The 19285-nt window shown below is 55.7% G+C and carries 11 protein-coding genes and 1 tRNA gene; 10 read left to right on the top strand and 2 right to left on the bottom strand.

Annotation, left to right across the window (positions count from 1 at the left end):
- Positions 1-52: 52 nt before the first annotated feature.
- Positions 53-727 carry a DUF1080 domain-containing protein gene (locus VH413_00190; GenBank protein HEX3797089.1) on the bottom strand — a complete coding sequence of 225 codons (675 nt, stop codon included), beginning with the start codon at positions 725-727 and terminating at the stop codon, positions 53-55.
- An 89-nt stretch (positions 728-816) separates the two neighbouring features.
- On the opposite strand from VH413_00190, the gene panC reads away from it, so the two are divergent.
- From panC to VH413_00155, 7 genes are all read left to right on the top strand, one after another.
- The gene (gene panC / locus VH413_00185) at positions 817-1677 is read left to right on the top strand and encodes a pantoate--beta-alanine ligase (GenBank protein ID HEX3797088.1); all 861 of its coding nucleotides are present in this window, start codon (positions 817-819) and stop codon (positions 1675-1677) included.
- A 203-nt stretch (positions 1678-1880) separates the two neighbouring features.
- The gene (gene nadB, locus VH413_00180) at positions 1881-3482 is read left to right on the top strand and encodes an L-aspartate oxidase (GenBank protein HEX3797087.1); all 1602 of its coding nucleotides are present in this window, start codon (positions 1881-1883) and stop codon (positions 3480-3482) included.
- 171 nt (positions 3483-3653) lie between these two features.
- Entirely contained in the window at positions 3654-4208 is a 555-nt protein-coding gene (locus VH413_00175) for an RNA polymerase sigma factor (GenBank protein HEX3797086.1), read from the top strand.
- Complete coding sequence (locus tag VH413_00170) at positions 4205-7939, top strand: von Willebrand factor type A domain-containing protein (GenBank protein HEX3797085.1); 3735 nt, start codon at positions 4205-4207, stop codon at positions 7937-7939. Before VH413_00175 ends, VH413_00170 begins: the two co-directional genes overlap by 4 nt.
- 19 nt (positions 7940-7958) lie before the next feature.
- On the top strand, positions 7959-14354 hold the full coding sequence (locus tag VH413_00165; protein HEX3797084.1) for a hypothetical protein: 6396 nt from the start codon (positions 7959-7961) through the stop codon (positions 14352-14354).
- A 135-nt stretch (positions 14355-14489) separates the two neighbouring features.
- Positions 14490-15731 (top strand): ectonucleotide pyrophosphatase/phosphodiesterase, encoded by a 1242-nt coding sequence (locus tag VH413_00160; protein HEX3797083.1) that lies wholly within the window; start codon positions 14490-14492, stop codon positions 15729-15731.
- 99 nt (positions 15732-15830) lie between these two features.
- On the top strand, positions 15831-16385 hold the full coding sequence (locus tag VH413_00155) for a hypothetical protein (protein ID HEX3797082.1): 555 nt from the start codon (positions 15831-15833) through the stop codon (positions 16383-16385).
- 21 nt (positions 16386-16406) lie between these two features.
- Here VH413_00155 and VH413_00150 read toward each other — a convergent pair whose 3' ends face one another.
- On the bottom strand, positions 16407-17855 hold the full coding sequence (locus VH413_00150; protein ID HEX3797081.1) for a sulfatase-like hydrolase/transferase: 1449 nt from the start codon (positions 17853-17855) through the stop codon (positions 16407-16409).
- A gap of 162 nt (positions 17856-18017) precedes the next feature.
- Here VH413_00150 and VH413_00145 point away from each other — a divergent pair.
- From VH413_00145 to VH413_00135, 3 genes are all read left to right on the top strand, one after another.
- Positions 18018-18092: transfer RNA gene (locus VH413_00145), tRNA-Val, on the top strand.
- A 137-nt stretch (positions 18093-18229) separates the two neighbouring features.
- A complete protein-coding gene (locus VH413_00140) occupies positions 18230-18538 on the top strand; it encodes a type II toxin-antitoxin system HigB family toxin (protein HEX3797080.1) in 309 nt (102 codons plus the stop codon).
- Entirely contained in the window at positions 18535-18966 is a 432-nt protein-coding gene (locus VH413_00135; GenBank protein HEX3797079.1) for a helix-turn-helix domain-containing protein, read from the top strand. Before VH413_00140 ends, VH413_00135 begins: the two co-directional genes overlap by 4 nt.
- Positions 18967-19285 lie beyond the last annotated feature (319 nt).

Below are 19285 nucleotides of genomic sequence, written 5' to 3'. Positions count from 1 at the left end.
TCGAATAGTAAAAGCACCAGAGAGCGCCGGCGCAATGCCGGCGCTCGGCTTTTTATTTGATCTCCGGCATGTCTTTCTTCGCGATGGCCCAGGCCACTTTTTCGTTGGCGGGCAAACGCTTCACTACGGTGTTGCGGAACATCACCACGCTTCCGTCGTTGTGTTGTTGCAATGCCAGATGGCCGGAAACGTAAGTGTTTTTTTCATCCACAAAATCCGTCACGATCTGATCGTTGATTTTTACGATAATGCGGTTGCCGATGGCGATTACATGCTGCGTCCACCAGGTATCGTCCGGGATCAGTTGCTCCGTAACCTTGCTGAAATTATACAAGCTTCCGGTGCGTTGCGGATCCGGGCTCGTATTCTCCACCTGGGTCTCGTAACCCTTGGGCCAGCCTTGTCCCAACGCTGCGCGGATATACATGCCGCTGTTGCCACTGTGGTTTAATTTCACCTCCGACTTGAATTCCAAATTCGTGTATGTTCCCGGGCTGAACAAATGGCTGCGCGGACCTTGCCCGATCACGACGCCATCTTTGATTTCCCATTTGCCGGGGTCGGGCGCCGTCCAACCGCTCAAGGTTTTTCCATCGAACAAATGAATCCAGCCATGCGCGTCAGGTTTCTCCGGCACAGGCGCGCCGGCATCGGTCTGGGCAAAACTTTGGGTGACGCCTGCGGAAAACAAAACCGCGAGCAAGACAGGAATAATAGATCGTTTCATATATGGGAATGGCTGCCGTCGTTCTAACGCCGTTGCCGCCGCATGACAATCTTATTGATACTTGGCCGCGGGTACACCACTTTTTCCGCATGCGAATTGTTAAATCCGCCGCGGCGATGCAGAAATTGGCCCGGCGCTGGCAGACCCAAAATATTCGAGTTGGTTTTGTGCCCACGATGGGTTACCTGCATGCCGGGCATATCAGTCTCGTTTCCCGCGCGCGCCGCGCCGTGGGCAAGAGGGGCATTGTGGTCGTCAGCATTTACGTCAACCCGACGCAATTCGGGCCGCACGAAGATTTGTCGCGTTATCCCCGTGATTTTGCCCGCGACCAGAAACTTTGCCGCGAGGCTGGCGTGGATATTATTTTTGCTCCCGCTGACGGTGAAATGTATCCGAAAAATTCTCACGATTCCTACAGCACTTATGTGGTCGAGGAAACGCTTTCACGCGGAATGGAAGGCGCGTCGCGGCCGACGCATTTTCGCGGTGTGACCACCATTGTGGCGAAATTATTCAACCTGGTGCAACCGCAAGCCGCCGTGTTCGGCGCCAAGGATTTTCAGCAAGCCGCCGTCATCAAACGGATGGTGCGCGACCTGAATTTCCCGCTGAAAATAATCGTCGCACCCACGCATCGCGAACCGGATGGACTGGCGATGAGTTCGCGCAATAAATATCTCACGCCCACACAGCGCGAACAGGCGGTCGTGCTTTCGCAAGCCTTGAAACAAGCGCGCGCCGAAGTGCGAGGTAAAAAAATCTCCGCGCAAAAACTCAAGACACGACTCGCGCATATCATCGCGGCCAAGCAGGAAGCGCGGCTCGATTATCTCGAATTCTTTGATGCACAAACTTTGCAACCCGTCGAGCAAGTCGCGCGCGGCACGCAGATGGCGCTGGCGGTTTTCTTCGGCAAGACGCGGTTGATTGATAACGGTGTTTTGTAAAATAATTTTGCGCTCGGAGTTCACATCCGAACGGACCGCAGGTCTGCGACTCGCAGTAAGGTCCAGCCGGTCAAGCCACTGTCGGCTTAGTCTAGTGCGGCAATCTTAATTGTGTATTGCTGCGGGTCATAGACCCGCGATCCGCTGAAATGCCGCATTGACGACATCCAAGCCTGTTTGCACAGTGGGTTGGCTAAATTGAAATGAAGCCATTCGATTACATTGTTCTCGGCAGCGGCATCGCGGGGCTCACCTTTGCCCTTAAAGTAGCGCCGTCCGGGCGCGTGGCCATCATCACCAAAAAAAATCGCGCGGAGTCCAATACGAATTACGCGCAAGGCGGCATTGCCGCGGTCACGAGCAAAGAAGATTCCGTTGAGATGCACGTGCGCGATACGCTCCAGGCGGGCGCGGGTTTGTGCAATGAAAGCGTCGTCCGCACGATCATTCAGGAAGGCCCGGCGCGCATCGCCGAATTGATCGAGCTGGGCATGAAATTTTCCGAGCGCGAGATTCCTGAATCGCACGGCGCGCGCGAATTGGATTTGGGCAAGGAAGGCGGTCATTCCAAGCGGCGCATCCTCCACGCCAAGGACGTAACAGGCCGCGAAATCGAACGCGCATTGCTCGCAGCCGTGGCCGCGCAACCGAACATAAAAATTTTTGAAGACCACGTCGCGATTGATTTGATCACCAGCCAAAAGCTGGGCGAACCAGGGCCGAACCGTTGCCTCGGCGTGTATGTGCTGGATAAAAGTTCCGGAAAAGTGGAGACGTTTACCGCGCGCTCAGTGCTGCTCGCCACCGGCGGTTGCGGAAAAGTTTATCTTTATACCACGAACCCCGACATCGCGACCGGCGACGGCGTGGCGATGGCTTATCGCGCAGGCGCGGAAGTGGCGAACATGGAGTTCATCCAGTTTCATCCGACCTGCCTGTATCATCCCAAGGCGAAATCATTTCTCATTTCTGAAGCCGTGCGTGGTGAGGGCGGCGTGCTCAAGACTATCGCGGGCGTGGAGTTCATGGACAAATATCATCCGTTGAAATCGCTCGCGCCGCGCGACGTCGTAGCCCGCGCGATTGACAACGAAATGAAACGCAGCGGCGCGGATCACGTGATGCTCGACATTACGCATCAGCCGGCGGATTTCATCATCGAACGCTTTCCGAATATTTACAAAACGTGTTTGCAATTCGGCATGGACATCACGCGCGAGCCGATTCCTGTTGTGCCTGCCGCTCATTATCAATGCGGCGGTGTGCTGACGAATGTGGATGGCGAAACGGGCATCGCGGGACTTTACGCGGTGGGTGAAGTGGCCTGCACCGGTCTGCACGGGGCGAACCGGCTCGCGAGCAATTCATTGCTCGAAGCGCTCGTGTGCGCGCATCGGGCGGCGAACAAAGTTTTGACGCAACCGGCGAGCGGCACGATTTTTAAAATTCCCTACTGGCAATCCGGGAACGCCACGAATCCCGACGAACTCGTGGTCATCTCGCACAACTGGGATGAAATCCGCCGGCTCATGTGGGACTACGTCGGCATCGTCCGCACCAACAAACGCCTGCAACGCGCGCGTTCGCGAATAGCAAATTTGCAGGAAGAAATTCAGCAGTATTATTGGAATTTCATCGTGACCAGTGACCTGTTGGAATTGCGCAATATCGCGCTCGTGGCGGAATTGATTGTGGCAAGTGCATTGCATCGTCCGGAAAGCCGCGGGTTGAATTATAATTTGGATTACCCAAATCCCGATCCTGCCTGGGCGCAACGCAACGATGTGCTGCGCAAGGTGAATTGACCGAATTTCTTCTAAATCAGGGGCGAACAATAGCGGAATCGTGCCCTTGGCCGTTTCCCTAATCTTTCGTCTAATAAACTTCCTCGTGGTGTGTCATACCTAGTGAGACAGGACCGTCTCGCGAGGGTTGGCGGCGGATGAACGCCACGAATCGCGCGGGACGAACCGAGCATGGCCGTAATGCGAGCAAAAGAAGTCAGCGAGCCGCCGGCAGGGGAAACGATCGAGGAGCTTTTCGCCAACCTCGAATCACCGCTGCTCGCGTATGCCCTCCGTTTGCTCGGTGATCGCAACCTTGCCGAGGACACTGTCCAGGATGCTTTCATGAAATTGCACGCCCAGTTCAAAGAAGTTCGCGAGCCGCGCAAGTGGCTTTATCGCACGGTGCATAACCAGTCCCTCAATCATCGCCGTCAATCCGCAAAAACCATTTCGTTTGACAGCCTTACCGAAATTGACGCTCCGCCTTCACTCGATACCGCCGATTCCCAGCCGCTGCCCGATGAATTGATTTCGCGGCTCGAAGGCGTGGGTCTGGTGCAACTCAGTCTGGAAACTCTCGACGAGCGCAGCCGCGAATTGATCCGGCTCAAGTTCACCGAGGACATGTCGTATAAGGAAATCAGCGCGCGCACGGGATTGAAAGTCGGGCACGTCGGTTACCTGCTGCATCACGCGCTCAAGGAAATCGCCGATGAACTGGCGAGAAATGGAGTCGTGCCGTGAACCCCGAACTTCCACCCGAACAACTCGCGGAATTCGAAGCGCGCCTGACCGCGTATCTGCTCGGCGAATTGCCCGCGCACAAGGCCGCCGCGTTGCGCCAGGAACTTGAGGAGAATGCCGAGTTGGCGAAACTTTACGACCGTCTCAAGCCCACGATCAAATTGGTTGAAGCTGCCAGTCGCGCCGCACAGGCCGAAGCCGCGCCGGCTGCGCCGTTAAAACTTTCCGCTGATCGCCGCGAAAAATTGCTCGCGCAGTTCAAGACGATTGTGCCGAAGGAATTCGCGGAGCCGTCCGCGCCGCAAAAGATTAATTGGATGTTGCTGGCGGCGTGCGCGGTCATATTTATTGCTCTGTCGGGATTGTTTTTGCCCGCGCTCGCAAAGTCGAAATCGAAAGCGATGCGGATTAACACGCTTTCCAATCTGCGGGAATTGGATATGGCGAAGGAAATGTGGGCGGGTGACAACAAAAAAGGCGCCGAGGATGCACCTACATTCAAAGATTTGAAACCGTATCTTCCCGGGGGAAAACTTCCACCGGTCGCGGGTGAAAGATATTTGATCGGCAAGGTCGGCGAATCGGCTTCCGCGGAAGTGGATCGCCGTGAGGCAAAGAAATTGCTTGGCGTGAATCTGCCATCCAGCGCGGATGCCAGTGGAAGTGTTCGGATTTATGCGAATGGGGCGACAGTGCCAGTGGGAGAAATGCAGTTGGTTCAAACGAAGACACCACAGGAAATGGATAGCCTGCAACCGCAATCGCGTGGATTGAAATCAGAGGGGACGTTTAATACCGGGTCTGCCAGATCTACTACACCTTTGACTCCTCCACAAGCAGGCTCACCTTTTGCAATTTTTGTGCAACCGGCTGACAAATCAGCCACCGCCGGAAAATCCGAGATTGTTTTGCCAGCATCTGAGCCCGCGCCGATGGCCGCGCCGGCTTTGGTCGAAAACGAAAAAACTGCTTTTGGATTGCCGACCGCACCTGCCGCGCCGACGGGAGGCGTGGTTGCCGCTAACGGAAATTTGAATGCTATCACTCCGCCGGTTCAGTTGGCGGATACGGTTTCAGGAAGCCAGGACAAGGTCCAAGTCGGGGTGGGCGGTTCTATTCAAGGCTTTGGCGGCGGAGGCGGAGGCGATAACAGTAATGAATACAATTTAGGAATCGTTGGGTATGTCAACTTGCCAGCCTCAAATGCTCATACCGCCAATAATGTTCAGCAGTACGCTAAACTCGCCGGTAATAATCCTGGTGTTTTAGGGGCTGGTGGCGGTGGCGGTGGAATTGCCGACATCGGCGCTTTCAAGAACGACCAGACTGTTGCTAGTCAGATTGAACGCACACCTTCATTTCAAAGCGATAAAATAGATAATGACCTGCAAGCCTTTCGACAGCGGAAAATGGCCAATGACGCGCGCGCTTATGAATTGAAAAATTCCGACAGATTAAAAAACGTCGATAAGGCATGGACAAAGGACACTAGTTCCAATTTATCAACTCTAAATTCGGCCACACTTTCGGATAACGTCACTTTCAGTTACGATCCCGCAACTCGCGATGAGGTTCCCATGAGTGGCGCTTCGACCCCCAACTGGATAAACAAGGCGATGCAATCGCAATCGGCGGTTGCGCAGTCTGATTCCGACGCGTCCAACCTAATGCTGGCGTACCAGGAAAAACAGGAAGAGCTAAAATCATTAACCACGACTCGCGATCTGACGAAACTGAAAGTTTTGCAGGAAAACGTCGAAACAAAGATGCCCAATACCACAATGGTCGAAATCGTCGAGCGGGCGGAGACCAATTCAACATCCAATCGAAGTCTGTCTGAAAAAGTCACTGGATTTTTCACTGGCACAGTTGAAAGGCGCGCGCGGATTAAATCTGACCATGATGTTTCGGATATCAGTGGAATTTCAGGAAATGCAACTGCGCAGACGTACGATCCTCATTTTGTGCAAAGCGAGGTTGAGACTATTCAATCGAAAGCTGTGCTTGATAAGGTCATTGAAAAGCTGGATTTGAAAAAAGTATGGGCCGATAAGGGAGGCGCGCCGTTGACTGAATCCGAGGCGCGCGCTCGGTTGAAAAAGAGCCTGGATGTCCGCCCGGAAAAAAACTCCAGTTTAGTGGATATTGGCGTTAAGAGTGACAACCCCGTTGAGGCAGCCAACATTGCAAATGCACTTGCCGTTGCGGTAAGGGATTTTAAGACCGAACAACGCAGCAACGCTGATTTTGGAAAGGTCAAGCAAATCGAAGTTCAACTGGCTGAACAGGACTTAAAGGTGGCGCGCACTATGCAAGAGTTGGCTGTGTTGAAAAAACAATTGGACAATCAACAGAAAGATCTGCCGCTCGCCAAATCCGCAGTGCAGCTTCCTATTCCTATGCCGGAAATTCTCACGCGCGAAAATGCTTTTTCAACTTTCTCGCTCAACGTGGCGGATGTCTCGTTCAAACTTGCCGAAGCGAGTTTGGATAAGGGCGTGATGCCGGATGCGGCATCCATCCGCAGCGAGGAATTTATTAATGCGTTCGATTATCGCGATCCCGATCCTGCGCCGGGTGCGCCACTGGGTTTTGCCTGGGAGCGTGCGCATGATCCGTTCGCACACAATCGCGATTTGCTCCGCTTCTCGGTGAAGACGGCGGCTGCGGGGCGTCCGCCGGGGCGGGCGTTGAATATTGTTTTGCTGCTGGATAATTCCGGTTCGATGGAGCGCGCGGATCGCGTGCAGATCATTCACGAAGCCTTGCGCGTGCTGGCGACGCAGCTTCAACCGCAGGACAAATTGAGCATCGTGACTTTTGCGCGCACGCCGCGGCTTTGGGTGGATGGCGTGCCGGGCGATCAGGCGGGCGCGGTGTTCGAGAAAGTCAGCGGCCTCACTCCGCAAGGCGGCACGAATCTCGAGGACGCGATGAGACTCGCTTACGAAACGGCGCGCCGTCATTACCTCGCGGACGGTGTCAATCGCGTGGTGCTGCTCACCGATGGCGCGGCGAATCTTGGCAATGTGGACGCGACTACGCTTCGCCAAAAAGTCGAAGCGAATCGCAAGCAAGGCATCGCGCTCGATTGTTTTGGCATTGGCTGGGAAGGTTACAATGACGATTTGCTCGAAGCGCTTTCGCGCAATGGCGACGGGCGTTACGGTTTTCTCAACACGCCCGCCGAAGCGGCGAGTGATTTTGCCGGACAGCTTGCGGGTGCGCTGAACATCGCCGCCGCCGATGTGAAAGTGCAAGTTGAGTTTAATCCCAAACGCGTGAAGGCGTATCGCCAGATCGGTTACGCCAAGCATCAACTTACCAAGCAACAGTTCCGCGATAACTCCGTGGATGCGGCGGAAATCGGCGCGGCGGAATCGGGCAACGCGCTTTACGTCGTGGAAACCGATGCGAGCGGCGAAGGCGCCATCGCCACCGTGCACGTGCGTTTCCGCGTGCCGGGGACTTCCGAATATCGCGAGCACGCGTGGGAAGTTCCTTACAACGGCAGCGGCGTGGCGCTCGACCAGGCGAGTCCCGCGATGCGACTTGCGGCCAGCGCCGGGGAATTCGCCGAATGGCTTGCGAACAGTCCTTACGCGGCTGAAGTGACGCCCGATCAATTACTCCGTTATCTCGCGGGCGTGCCGCAGACTTATGGCGCCGATGCGCGCCCGGCAAAATTGGAAGAGATGATCCGCGAGGCGAAGTCCATTTCGGGAAAATAATTTTAATTAAGGAGAAAATATGAAACTTGCACCCGTACTCTGTCTGCGAATCGCAACCATGCTGGCGTTTTTGACAGCAACATTACCCAATGGCGCGCGGGCGGAAGCTTACGCGCCGCCGCCGGTGACGTTGCACGATTTCAAACTCACGGGTGATTTGCGCGACGACCGCGCCGTGTTCACGCTGAATGCGATTGCGCATGTGGAGAATGCGGGTTCGCTTGATTTGTTGAAAGGGACGGTCGCGTTGATGGATGTTCCGACCAATCCGAAATGGCGAGTGCGCGTTGAACAAAATGGATTCGCGCTGGACTTTGATCGCAAGGGAGAATTTCCGTTTCAAATCAAATTCGCCGCAGCAGTCATGCATGATGACAATGGCAACAGCGTGGATTTTCATATCGCGCCCGGAACATTGCTGCCGGTTGTGTTGCAAGGACTCGCCGCAGATACGCAATTTCAATTTCCCGGCGCGGCGCTGCCGGAACGCCGTGGCAATGATTTCATGAGCTTTCTGCCGAGCGATGGGAACGTAAAACTTTCGTGGAAGGAAGCGCGGACGGAAGTTGAGGGCAAACTTTTTTACGCCGCGGAAATGATTTCGCAAATCAGCGTGAGCCCCGGTTTGATGCGGCAAGACGCGGTGATGGATTTCAAGGTCATGCAAGGCGAGTTGAATCGAGCGACGCTTGTGTTGCATGGCGACGGCGAAGTGACGCGTGTGCAGGGCGAGCATGTGCTGGCGTGGAACGTCGAGCCCATCACGAATTCCACCGACCGTTTGCTTACCGTGCAACTGAACCAGCCGCAAAAAGATCAGTTCACGCTTACCGTGCAGGCGCAGACGCCGCTGGGCGCGTTTCCGCAGACGGCGGACGTGATGCAACTGCGGCCGGAATCGGCCACGCGTTTCGCCGGATATTTTCGCATTGTCAACGAAGGCGCGGTGCGATTGGAAGTGGCGCAAGCCAGCGGGCTCTCACAAATTTCGCCCGAACAATTTCCCGAGAATGATGTCATCCGTAATCTGCACGCCACGGGCGAACAACGATTTGCCTACCGTTTTTCCGGCGCGGATTTTGCGCTGCGAATTCAGGCGGACCAAATTCTGCCGGAACTCACAGTATCCGAATTATTCGATTATCATCTCGGCGAAAGCGAATTGGCGATTGATGCCGAACTCGAACTGGACGTGCGCGAAGCGCCGTTGCGCGAACTTTTGTTGAACGTGCCGAAGGGCTACGCCATTGCGCGCATCAACGCCGCGGGCATGACGGATTATTTTGTGACAGATGCGCCGGACAAATCCGATTCGGATGTGCGCATCGTTTACGGCGCGCCGGTTTCGGGACGGCAAGTGATCGAATTGCGATTGGAGCGCAATCAGGCATTGGACACGACGAATTGGGCGCTTCCACGCATTGAAGTCGCGCATGCCAAGTCCGTGCGCGGCCATGTGAGCGTGTCGTCGGACGCGGGATTTCGCCTCACGCCGGAACGCACGCAAGCATTGACGGAAATCGCCACGGCATTTTTTCCGCGCAAAGTCGCGGGCATCCAGCAGGCGTTTCGTCTCGAAGAACCGACGTGGGAAGCGACCATGCGCGTCGAGCGTCTTCCCCAAACCGTGCAGGCGGATGTGTTTCATTTGTTTTCAATCGGCGAAGGGGTCGCTTACGGCAGCAGTGTGATGAATTATGCGGTGTCGGGTGCGCCAGTGTCGGCGTTTCGCGTGGATTTGTCGGATGAATATTTCAACGTCGAGTTTACTGGCAAAGACATTCGGAACTGGGTGAAGACGAACGGCGGTTATGTGGTGCAACTGCATACGCCGGTCTCGGGGGTTTATACGCTGCTCGCGACCTACGAGCGTCCGTTCAAGGCGCAGGGCGAGACGCTTTCATTCACCGGCGCGCGACCGGTGGATGCGCAGACCGAACAGGGTTACACGCTTGTGATCAGCGCGTATCAATTTCAAGTGAAGCCCGCCAATGTTTCGCCGGGTTTGCTGCCGCTGGAAACGGGCGAAGTGCCGGCGGAATATCGCCTGTTTTTTGACGCGCCGATTCTTGCGGCGTATCGCTACACGTCGCGGCCATTCGATTTAAAACTCGCATTGAGCCCGCTGGCGCAAGGTGATTCGCTCAGCCAGGTGGTTGATCGCGCCACCATTTCATCGCGCATTTCCAAGGAAGGGCAGGTGTTGACCGACGTTCGTTACTTCGTGAAAAATCGCGGCAACCCAAACTTCCGGCTCACGCTGCCCGAAGGCACGGAGTTGTGGTCGGCATCGGTCAACGGCGCGGCGGTCGTGCCGGTGCTCGATGGAAAATCCAATTTGATTCCGCTGCCGCAACGCGCCGATCCCAATGCCGTTCTCACTTTGGATTTGAAACTGGCGGCGCGTTCCACGGACGCGAAATTGCTGAGTATCGCGACGCCAACGGTGAATGCGCCGGTGATGCTGGCGGAATGGAAATTGACGCCCGACGACGGCCAGCGGCTGGTGTATCGCCGCGGTTCATTGACACCGATTGGGGGAGTGCCGGACATCTCGGGTTTCGGACAACTGATGCGGCTTTTGACCAGCACCGATGCCGGGCGGGCGATGTTTTTATTGATTGCGTTACTTTTTTTGGTGGGGAGTTCCGCAATACTGTGGCGCTGGACTGGCCGCGAGGAGGCCGGCAAGTTCAGCGCCCAGTCTATTTTTAAATGGCTGCTGGGTTTCGTGGCGTTTGGCCTGGCGCTGTTGGCGCTGGCCTATCTTCACGACCTCGTCCGACGGCAGCATCATGCGATTCCATACGATATTACTTTTCTCGCGCCGGTGCAGCAGGCGGGGAGCGCATTGCAAGCCGAGGTGGGTAATGTGCCCGAAAAAAATAGCGGCTTGGAGGTCATGGCGAAGGCGTGGCCCGCGTTCGCCGCGCTTGGGGTGTGGATTTATGCGCGGGGCAAAAAGCGCGCGTGGCTGGAGGCCGCGGGCTGGACTTTGCTGGCGTGGGCGGCATTGCGTTCGGATAACGGGGTGGAGATTTTTCTGTGGCTGCTCGCGGTATTTTTCGTGTGGCAGATTTTTGTTCCAGCCATGCGTGCATGGTGGAAGTTGCCGCGCCGGTCTGCGGGTGGTTTAGCGGACTCAGGCGGCGCGCCGGTCGTCGCCGCGTGGCTTATCGGTGGATTGATTTTGTTTTGCTTTGCGGGAACGCCAGCGCAAGCCAAGGACAAGCCGAATGTGAAGGCAGTTGAAACGCCGCTGGCGCAATCCATCGTACAACAAATGCGCGTCGAAGAAAAATTTGCCTTCGCGACCGCGAAGATTCATTGGCAGGCGAGCAGGGGAGATCGTCTGCCGCTGTTATTCGAGCCGGCGATTCTCACGCACGTGACGTTTCCGAATCGCGCGTTCAAACTGGAGCAGAGCGCGGGGCGGCGCGGTGAAGAATTGCTCGCGCAGGAAAGCGGCGCGTTCGACGTGGAAGTGCAATATGAACTGCCCATCATACAAGGCAACGGCGTGAGCGGGGTGACTTTGCCCACGCAATTCGCGCTGGTGAATCAACTGCAACTCACGCTGATGAATCTCGACGTGGATGTGCGTTCGCAACAAGCCGTGTCCGTTCAGCGGGAGACTTCGGGCAGCAACACCGTCGCGAAGCTTGTGCTATCGCCCGCCGCTGACGCGTGGATTTCCTGGCAGCCCCGCAGTCGCGATGTGAAGCTTGAGAAGCCGGTTTTCTACGCGGAACTTTCCCAGCTCGACGTGCCCAGCGCCGGGGTCATTGAAGGCGCTCATTTCGCGGCGATCCGCCCCGCTCAAGGCGAACTGAGCGAACTTATTTTCGACGTGCCGCCCAGCGCGACCATCACGGACGTGAGCGATGCCGCTGTGAATTCAAAATCGGGAAATTCGTTTGTGTCCGTGTGGCGATTCGATCCCGACGCGCGCAAACTGCGCGTCAGCCTCAATCCGCCACAGTCGCGTCCATTTGCGTTGATGATTCGCTCGCAGGTTGCGACCGGGCCGTTGCCGGTGGAGAAATCGGTGGGCTTGATTTCGGTGGAAAATGCCGCGGGACAAATTGGCTTGCTCGGCATTGCCACAGGAAACGAAGTGCAACTCGATAAGGTGGCGGCGAATAATTTTTCACCGATCAACCTCGAAGATTTCCCAGGCAACCTGGCGGCAGCGTTGCAAAACGAAATTCCCGGACTGACCGTGCGGCGCGCATTTCGTTATTCGGAGGTGAACGCGGTGGTTTCGCTCAAGGCGTCGGCCGTCGAACCGGACGTGCGCGTGGAAACGCAAAATACGCTTTCGCTCGGGGAAGACCGCACCGTGCTTGCGGTGGACGCGGCGGTGGACATCACGCGCGCGGGAATTTTTCGGCTGAGCTTCGTGCTGCCCGCCGGGATGGACGTGGAATCGGTGAGCGGCGCGGCGTTGAGTCACTGGACGGAATCGAAGGGCGACGCGGGCAGCGTGATCACGCTGCATCTGCGCGGGAAGACGGAGGGGCAGCAGCAATTTGCGCTGAGCCTTTCCGGGCCGGGCGTGAAAGCGACGAATGGCTGGACGGTTCCGCAACTGGTTTTGCGCGAGGCGAGCAAACAGCGCGGGACATTGGTCATCGCGCCGGAACAGGGGATGCGTTTATCCGTGGCATCGCGCGACGGTGTGACGCAACTCGATCCACAGAAGTCCGGCATCCAACAAAAGGGCGTGCTGGCTTTTCGAATTTTGCAGACACAATGGAGCCTGGCGCTCGATACCGAACGCGTGGACCCGTGGATACAAGTGACGAGCCTCCAACACGCGACGATCAACGAGGCGCAAGTCAAAGTCATCGCGAACCTGCAATATCAAATTGAGAACACGGGTTTGAAAACTTTTCACGTGCGGTTGCCGGAGAATGCGGAGAGCGTGCATTTTCAAGGCGACCAAGTGGCTGACTTTCTCCCGGTACACGGCGCGGTGACCAATGGCTTGCAGTTGTGGGAAATCAAATTGCAACGCCGCGTCATCGGCACTTACTTCCTTCAGGCGAGTTATAATACGGTGCTGGAGGCGCAAGCCACACAGGCCACTTTGCGCGGCGTGCAAGTCGCAGATGTTAATTTGCAACGCGGTTTTGTGACGTTACAGGCGGGTGGGCGGCTGCAACTGCGTGTGGATTCGCCGCCGGCGGCGTTGCAACCGGCGGAATGGCAGAGCATCCCGCGCGCGTTGCAACAGGACTTGCCATCGGCCTCGGCGAATTTTGCGTATCGCCTCGTGGAACCAAGTTTTCAACTGGCGTTGACGCTGGACCGCCATGAAGCGGCGAAACTTTTGCAGGCGCAGGTTAATAACGTCACGCTGACCTCGGTGATTTCTGACAACGGTGCGATGCTCACAGAGGCTCGGTTGGAAATCCTGCCGGGTGACAAGCGATTGCTGAAATTGACCTTGCCGAAGGGGGCAAAGTTTTGGTTCGCATTCGTGAACCAAAATGGCGTCTGGCCGTGGCGCGAGGAAGACCAAATTCTCATTCCACTTGAGCAGCAATCGCGCGACAACAAACCGATTCCGGTGGAAATTTTTTACGCGAACGAAGCGGGAGCCGCGGGCGGACATCGGCTCGACTTGGATTTGCTGGCGCCGAAATTTGATTTGCCGCTCGAAGACATCACCTGGCGCGTTTGTTTGAATGACAAATGGCGGTTGAAAAATTGGGGCGGTTCGTTTCAGTTGCAAGCGGGTGACGGCGTGGCTGCGGTGGCCGCGCTGGACGCAAACACATATTTAAAAAATGAGGCGAATGCGCAACGCGAGAAAACCAAAGCGGCTGAAGACATGCTGGCATTCGGCAACAACATGCTTCAGAACGGCGACCCACAACAGGCGCGGCGCGCGTTTCAATCGGCGTACGGTTTGAGCCAGGGAGACGATGCGTTCAACGAGGACGCGCGCGTGCAGTTGAATAATCTCAAATTGCAGGAGGCGCTGGTGGGTTTGAATGTGCGGCAGGCGGCGGTGGGCGATTCGAGTGGCGCCAGTGGAATTTTTCGTGACCTGCGCGGGCGCAAGGAAATGGCTTACTCGCAGCAGCAGGCGAAGGACATGATTGACCGCAACACGGCCGACGACAACAGCGCATTCATGCGTCTCGCGCAACGCATCATTCAGCAACAGGACGCGGCGGTCAGCACGCCGGCGGCGATTCGCGCGAGCATTCCTGAGCAGGGGCGCGTGCTGACTTTCAAACGCGCGGTGGCAGTGGATCGCTGGGCGGATTTGAAGATCGGCCTGAAAGTAACGGCGGCGGGCGCGGCTTCGTGGGTGGTGCGCATCGGTGTGTTGGTGGGGATTTTTGCAATGGTGGTGGTGCTTACGCTTATTGGGAAAAATATGCGCGCGAGAGAAGTTTGAAAAACTCGACCCTCTCCCCGGCCCTCTCCCGCACTGGCGGTGCGGGAGAGGGGGAAGATTTACGGCATGAGCGATGGGCTAGTGGGTTTGTAGTTCTTGAAATGAACGCTGCTTTGGGCATCATGAGGTGCAATTATGAGAGAGCGTTTTTGCCGTGTGCTGGTTGGTTTTTTTATCGTGGTTTCGGCGGTTGTTGCTGGCGCTGATGAACCGCACCTGGCGTCGCCGCGCGAGCGGATTTTGATTTTGATTTCGCTGGATGGGTTTCGTTGGGATTATTTGCAGAAATTTAAAAACGAAACTCCCAACTTGAACACGCTGGCGGCGGAAGGCGTCCATGCGCAGCGATTGATTTCCGCATTTCCATCGCTCACGTTTCCGAATCACTACACCATCGTCACTGGTTTGTGGCCGGAACATCACGGCATCGTCAATAACCGGATTTACGATCCGAATTTTAAGGCGGAATTTAATATCTCGAATAATCCCGGGCCCGGCGATGGCCGCTGGTGGCAGGGCGAACCGATCTGGGTGACGGCGATCAAGCAGGGGCGCGTGGCGGACTGTTTATTTTGGCCGGGGTCCGAAGCGGAAATCGAAGGTGTGCGACCGACGATTTGGAAACCTTACGATGGACACGTTTCTCCCGATGCGTGCGTGGATATGGGGCTGAGCTGGCTGGCGCAAACGAATCAGCGGCCAAATTTTATGACGCTTTATTTTCACGAGGTGGATTCTGAGTCGCATCATCATGGCGTGGAATCGCCGCAGGTCGAAAAGGCGGTGGCGCAAGTGGACGAGGCGATTGGGCGGCTGACGAATGGTTTGCATCAGCTTCAACTGGACAACATCGCCAACATCATCATTGTCTCCGATCACGGCATGACGGATTTGAGCACGAACCGCATTATCGTCCTGAGCAATTATGTGAATTTGGATACTGTGCGCGTGGATGCGACGGGAGCCATCGCCGGTTTGCGTCCGCTCGATGGAAATGTGGATGCGCTTTACAACCAATTTGCCGGGAAGGAAAACCACTTCAAAGTTTATCGCCGCGAGAACATGCCGGAGCGTTATCATTATACCGATAACCCGCGCATTCCGCCGGTCGTGCTGGTGGCGGACGAAGGCTGGTATATCAATCGCCGGCCGCTGGATCCGACGCGGAATTTTGAGAGCGCGACTCACGGCTTCGATCCCGAATTGGAATCCATGGGCGCGACGTTCATCGCCTGGGGACCGGCGTTTCGGCATGGTGTGACGCTTCCACCAAGGCCGAACGTGGACATTTATAATCTGCTTTGCGCCACGCTCGGACTTACGCCCGCGCATAACGATGGCGACGACACGTTGGTGAAAGAGGTTTTGGCGAAGTGAGCCGAAATGAGTGTGCCTCTGCCAGCGGTTGGCGAATTAGAAAAAAATGAGGGTGGAGTTTTGCGGGCGATGTTGCGAGGCAGTGTTGGGTTTGCGATCGTGAGCATCGCTGCGTTTTCAGTTTGGGCGTTTGCGGGAAGGTGGCTCGGGCAAAACTTTGGAGAAGCGGGATTGTATATCGGATGCCTGATTATTTTTCTGGGCGTGTCGGGATTATTGCTGCGTTCTTTAGTTCTAGGGCCGAATTCACTGGGACGGTTTTATAAAATATTCACGCCGGCGTTTCTGGCTTACGCGATGGTGTGGTCCGCGGCGTGGTTTGAATTGCATTTCGGTGCGGGGGAATGGGCGGGATCGTTGGGGGGATGTGCGGTGTTTGTGGCGTTAGTGGGGAGAGGATTTGGAAATTATCGCGGATTTGCGATGGCTTGCCTGGTGATGTTTGTCTGCCATTCGGCGGGATATTTTTTGGGCGGAAAATGCATGGGGTGGATTTTGTCGCCCGGAGGCGGAGGCGGAGGGGTGTTGAGTGGATTTTCCAAGGCGCAACTTTCGGTTGCGGGAAAACTTTCGTGGGGACTGTTTTATGGGCTCGGTTTCGGCGCGGGCATGGGGTACGTGTTTTTTGTTTTTCAACGAACACGGATGACTTAGCCGAGAAAAAATAACGCTGTCTTATGACGGCGTTTTGTCGGTGGCGGGAATTTGTTTGGGGTTCCACGGCCAGGGGCGAGCGATCGGAAGGGTCTTGCGCCAGTCGAGAAGTTTTGTTTTCAGCCGCGCGAGAATTTCAGTTTGTTTGCCGGCGAGGTTGGTGGTTTCGCGCGGATCATTGGCGAGGTTGTAGAGTTGCGGGCGGCTGCCGTCTTCCATGATCAAAAGTTTCCAATCGCCGTCGCGGATGGCGAGGTCGGGGAAGGGCACTTTGGCATTGCCGGGACGGTCGGGAGGACGAACCCAGAGCAGCGGTTTGGTGCGGGTCTGATGCGCTTTGCCGAGGATGGTGTCGCTGAGATCTTCGCCGTCGAAATCCGTGTTTGCGGGAAGAGGTGCGCCGGTGATTTTGGCGATGCTCGGAAGCAAGTCCACGCTTGCGATGACGGAAGTGTCGTTCACCGTGCCGCGCGAGGCCGGAGCCAACAGGCCGGGACCCCAAGCGATGAATGGTTCGCGGATGCCGCCTTCGTAGAGATTGCCTTTGAAACCCCGGAAGATACCGGGTGAGCCCGCGCCGGGTTCGGGGCCGTTATCGCTGGCGACGATGATGAGGGTGTTCGTGCTGAGCGTTGGACTCGTGCGGATGTAATCAATGATCGGGGCAAACTGGTCGTCAGTCGCTTTAACGACTCCGAGGTAAAGTTGCTTCTTGGAACCGTCGCCACGGAGATCTTTCGGCGGGAAGAACGGCGAATGAACGTCATCTGGCCAAAGGTCAACGTAGAAGTGCTGGCCGGTTTTTTCGGTTTGCTGGATGTAAGCGAGGGCGTTGCTGGCGAAGGCCGTGGTGACTTGTGAACGGTCGAGCCAGGTGATTTTGCCGCGGCCGAGTTTGTCGGAGCCGAGGGAATATTTTTTGGCGGGCTTGCCGTCGAAGGCATCCAGCAGCGGGAGGATGCGGTCGCCGAGGCCTTCAAAGGTGGTGAGCGTCTTGTCGTAACCGTACTCGGTGATGAGTGGAGCTTCGCCGACGTCGCGCTGGCCGCCCATATGCCATTTGCCGAAATGGCCGGTGGTGTAACCCGCAGTTTGAAGCGTGCGCGCGAGGGTAGGAGCGGCGGGATCAAGCCACTGAGGCATGCCGCGATCCGTGTTGAGCTGACGTTCGGCGAGATATGAAGTCATGCGCCAGCGGGCGGGAAATTGCCCGGTGATCAAGGCGGTGCGCGATGGCGAACAGATAGGGGCGTTGACGTAAAATTGGGTGAAGCGGATGCCTTCGCGGGCGAGTTGATCGAGGTGCGGAGTTTGAATGCGCGTTTCGCCGTAGCAGGAAAGATCGGCGTAACCCATGTCGTCTATCAAAATGAAAAGAACATTGGGACGAGACGCGGCCTGGCTCCAGCGCGGCGAAATTACTAACAGGCAGGAAACACAAAATGCGAGGAGGTGAGATGTCCGGTTCATAATAGCGAACGGTTTTGGGCTTTCAGATTATTGAGATTGAGCGTGGCGATGAGTTTTGGCGGAGTCAATCCCGGACAAGCGAAAGTTCCGCTTTTCGACTTGCAAAACTTGGCGCGAGCGAGAAAACTATCCGACACGGAAATCAAAATTCCGTCGCAGAACGCGCGCTTAGCTCAGTGGTAGAGCATTACCTTCACACGGTAGGGGTCGCAGGTTCGAAACCTGCAGCGCGCACCAGCTTCTCAAGGCCGCAAAATCCACCGATTATGAATACGACAAATTTGATTTGATTTGACTGGTCAAGAGGCTTTCCCGTCGCAAAATTAGGAAAAGAATCATTTTGACATTTTTATCAGTGGATACATATTGTATCTATGCGGTTGGTAAGCAAAACATTCATCAGAAAGCGGGCAGAAGAATATCCCAAGGCGGCTAAATATCTCGAACAATGGATTCACACTGCTGAAGAGGCAGAGTGGCGGAGTTTGGTTGATGTGCGTCGGCACTATCCGACAACCGACTCGGTGAGAGTAAATAGCGGACGCAATGTTTTGGTTTTTAATGTGTGTGGCAATGATTACCGATTCATTTGCGCGGCACATTTCAATACGCAGGTAATATTCGCGCTCTGTTTTATGACCCATGCCGAATACAGCAAAAATAGTTGGAAAAATGAATTATGAAAACCAAAACGACTGTCCCCAAATACAGTTTCAAGAATTTGCCTGTGGATTATATAGGACTGATCGCTCTTTTGTCGCCGCGTCCGATTCGCGACGCGGTAGATCTCGCCAATGCCGAGGAGATGGCCCGCGCCTTGGCTGGATTCGACTTGAGCATTGACCAGGCGGATTATCTTGAGGCGCTCTCTGTGTTCATTGAGCAGTATGAGCGGGAAAACGTCAAATGGCCCAGGAAGCGGCCTACTCCCTTGGAATCCTTGCGGCACCTGATGGATGAAAGGCAGATGAAGGCGGCGGATCTGGCCCGTTTGTTAGGCGTGCATCGTACCTTGGGAGGCATGATCCTGCGCGGCGAACGCCAATTAACCGTCGGGCATATTAAAATACTGGCAAAGCACTTTGGCATTGCAGCCACGTATTTTATGTAACTTCACATTTATGCTCAACCCGCACAAGTTTTCCCAAACCCATTTTGAACACTTAATTTTTTCATTTGTGTTTAAAAACAGGTTCGTCCCCGCATACACGAATGCACGCATTCCGATGCTTGGAAAAGTTTGGTGTTCGGGGAGAAAAATAACCCTCGCCGTCCCCGGTCACGGTGGGCTGGGTTGATTGCGGCTTATCCAGCGACCGCCCCGTGCCATGCGCCACTATTGGGAACGCTATGGTTTCACGGTGGAGTGCTGCGACCCACTCAAACCTATCTACTTCTTGCACACTTAGAACAGCATGTCAAGCAGCATG

This window comes from Verrucomicrobiia bacterium (genome assembly GCA_036268055.1).
Taxonomy (GTDB): Bacteria; Verrucomicrobiota; Verrucomicrobiia; order Limisphaerales; family Pedosphaeraceae; genus DATAUW01.
Note: the sequence above shows the minus strand (reverse complement) of the source record. Positions and strands in the feature narration are given on the sequence as shown.